At 62.1% G+C, this 3,150-nt stretch carries 2 protein-coding genes; both read left to right on the forward strand.

Annotation, left to right across the window (positions count from 1 at the left end):
* Positions 1-534 precede the first annotated feature (534 nt).
* The gene (locus tag JMJ55_RS30310) at positions 535-1,869 is read left to right on the forward strand and encodes a TrkH family potassium uptake protein (protein ID WP_328702811.1); all 1,335 of its coding nucleotides are present in this window, start codon (positions 535-537) and stop codon (positions 1,867-1,869) included.
* 28 nt (positions 1,870-1,897) lie between these two features.
* Positions 1,898-2,533 carry a potassium channel family protein gene (locus tag JMJ55_RS30315; protein WP_328702812.1) on the forward strand — a complete coding sequence of 212 codons (636 nt, stop codon included), beginning with the start codon at positions 1,898-1,900 and terminating at the stop codon, positions 2,531-2,533.
* The last annotated feature ends 617 nt before the right edge of the window (positions 2,534-3,150 follow it).

Consider the following 3,150-nt stretch of genomic DNA (forward strand, 5'->3'; position numbering starts at 1 on the left):
CGGCCCGCGCCGCCACGGCAGCGCCAGCGAATCACGCCGGACAAGGCAGAATTTGTCGTTTGTAAACAGACCATCTATGGCTACATGCGCGCCTTCCTCCGAGACGGCGTGTGGGAGAACATCCGCCACCACCCGGTGGCGGCGGCTCTCCAAGGACTACGAGGCGCTGCCCGAGGTCTCCGAGGCCATGGTCACTCTGGCCGCGATCCGCCTGATGCTCCACCGCCTCTCCCATCCCAATCGCAGGCGACTGTCCGCCACATGATTTCGCAATCGGGCGCTGAGTTGCGTGGACCAGCGATCAGTGATCGCTTGCTACGGGAAAGCATAGGGCAGGATGAGCTGCCATGACCGACCCTGGCCGAATTCAAACAGTCCGCTTTGGAGTGACGCGCGGGGAAAGCTGACTTTCGTCCCGGCCACCCTATCCTGTCGCCCAAAGCTCAGGGTGGCTGAGGAGAACCCTATCCCAATTGCTGCTTAGCCTGAGCTGTTTGTCAGGTAATGTGTGTGCCAGGCCCTGAATGGGAGACTGTGGATTTGCGCGCACTGCAGCACCCAGCCCGTTTAGTGCCGCTGGCGTTTCTCCTCGTCCTCGTGGTCGGTACGGCCGTTTTGATGCTGCCGATCTCCAGAGCTGGTCCGTATGATGCTTCATTCCTGACCGCGCTGTTCACGGCGACCTCGGCCGTGTCCGTCACGGGGCTGAGCATCGTTGAGACACACACCTATTGGTCCCGGTTTGGGCAGGTCGCAATCCTGACAATGATCCAACTTGGCGGCCTTGGTATTATGAGTGGGGCGACCTTGCTTGGGCTACTGGTCGTCCGGCGACTGCGGCTCAGCACCCGCCTGGTAGCCCAGGCGGAGACCCGCAGTCTCGCATTAGGCGACGTGACCGGTGTGCTGAAGCTTGTCCTACTAGTAACGATCAGCACCGAGTTGGTGACCGCCACCGCCCTGACCCTGCGGCTGCACCACTCTTACGGGGAGCCCTGGCTCGAAGCAGCCTGGAACGGCCTGTTCTTTGCGGTGTCCGCTTTCTGCAACGCGGGCTTCTCGCTCTACCCTGACAGCGCGGTGAAGTTTGCGCCTGACTGGCTGATGCTCGGTCCTATTATGGTGGCGGTGTTCCTGGGCAGCATCGGCTTCCCTGTGCTGCATGATATACGTCAAAATCCACGTCGGCCCGCGAAGTGGTCGGTGCATACCAAAATGACGCTTCTCGGCTCGGCGATACTCCTGCTCGGCGGGCTTCTGGCGGTTCTTGCCTATGAATGGAGCAATCCGGCAACACTCGGGCCCCTGGACCCGGCGGGTAAGCTCCTCGGATCCGCCTTCCACTCTGTTATGACGCGGTCAGGTGGGCTCAACTCGCACGACGTTGGTAGGATGCAGCCCGAAACGCTCCTTGTCAGCTCTGTCCTGATGCTCATTGGTGGAGGCAGCGCGAGCACTGCTGGCGGGATCAAAGTCACAACTTTCCTGGTGCTCGGGCTTGTGGTCTGGGCTGAGATCCGTGGTGAGCCGGATGTTACTGCCTTTAGGCGACGAATCTCCAGGGAGGTTCAGCGGCAGGCGTTGACGGTGGTGCTGCTTGCCGTGGGCACCGTGGGGGCCGCCACCCTGCTTCTCTTGAGCATCAGTGACTTCCCCCAGCAGGACATCCTGTTCGAGGTAATCTCGGCTTTTGCAACCGTCGGGCTATCAACCGGGATCACCCCCAAGCTGCCAGCAGCAGGCCAGTTCATCCTCGTGGTCCTGATGTTCCTCGGGCGTGTTGGAACCATCACCGTCGCGACGGGGCTGGCACTTCAGGCGAGGCAGAGCCCGTACCGTTATCCGGAGGAGCGCCCCATCGTTGGCTAGGAGCGGATCACCCAACGGCGACAGCGTCGTGGTCATAGGGCTCGGCCGGTTCGGCGGTGCCGTCGCAGAATCCCTTGCCCGTGTAGGGCACGAAGTCCTCGGGATCGATCAGGATGCTACGCTGGTGCAGTCCTGGGCGGACCGGCTCACCCATGTGGTGCAGGCAGACTCGACCAGCAGCGATACGCTGCGTCGTCTTGGCGTGCATGAGTTCGAGCGTGCCGTTGTAGGTATAGGCAGTGACCTGGAGGCCAGCGTGCTGACCGTGCTCGCGCTTAGTGAGCTTGGCACGAGGGATATCTGGGCCAAGGCATTGAGTTCCAAGCATGGTCGCATCCTGGAGCGCACGGGCGCCCATCACGTGATCTATCCTGAAGCTGCGATGGGTGAGCGCGTCGCGCATCTGGTAACGGGCAAGATGATCGACTTCATTGAGTTCGATGACGGCTTCGCTATCGTGAAGACGCGTGCGCCGCGCGAGGCCGCGGGCAAGACGCTTGCGGAGTGTGCCCTACGCAGCAAGTACGGCGTCACAATCGTCGGGGTTAAGCGGGCGCGAACCGACTTCACCCATGCAACGCCTGCGACGAAGATTGAACAGGGCGACCTGCTGATCGTCTCTGGTCCTACAAAGCTTGTAGAGGCCTTCGCGGCGATCACTTGATCTAACTCAACATACCTGCCTGCCACCCGAGTGTCGGCGCTGACGACGTCCGCTTCCGAGCGGTGGCGAGATACTGCTCATCGTCCGGATTGGGCGCATAGCCGCCAACCCCGGCTGCCAGTCGGCGATGCTACGGTGCCCATTGACAGCAGATGTAGCGGTAGTAGGCACGAAGATCACCTTCGGGTTAGTTGATCGGCAGTTAGTTCCGGGCGTCCGAATTTGGCACGGCGGCCAGCATCACGGCCCGGGTGCCGCTCGCCATCCGGCGTTGGTCGGGTCGAAAGACGGTCATGATGCCGGTGCAGGAAGGTGTGCCAACTGTGGCCACCTGAGTCGACCCAGCATTGGTGAAGGCGCTGGCGCGAGCGTTCCGGTATCAGCGGTTGCTGGACCAGGGGCAATACGCCTCAATCAGCGAGATGGCAGCGGCTGAGCGGATTGAGCGCGGCTTCGCCGGGGACGCTGCTGCGGCTGACGCTGCTAGCGCCGGACGTTGTCAAAGCGATCTTGGATGGCTTGGCTCCGTCCGGCCTTGGGTTGCCGCGTAATTACCCACCCCCCCCTTGCGCAGGAGCGGGTTGGCTGATTCGATCCTCACATGCAGCGGGACGAGC

Origin of the sequence: Belnapia mucosa (assembly GCF_016775475.1) — a bacterium.
In the GTDB taxonomy this organism is placed as follows: Bacteria; Pseudomonadota; Alphaproteobacteria; order Acetobacterales; family Acetobacteraceae; genus Belnapia; species Belnapia mucosa.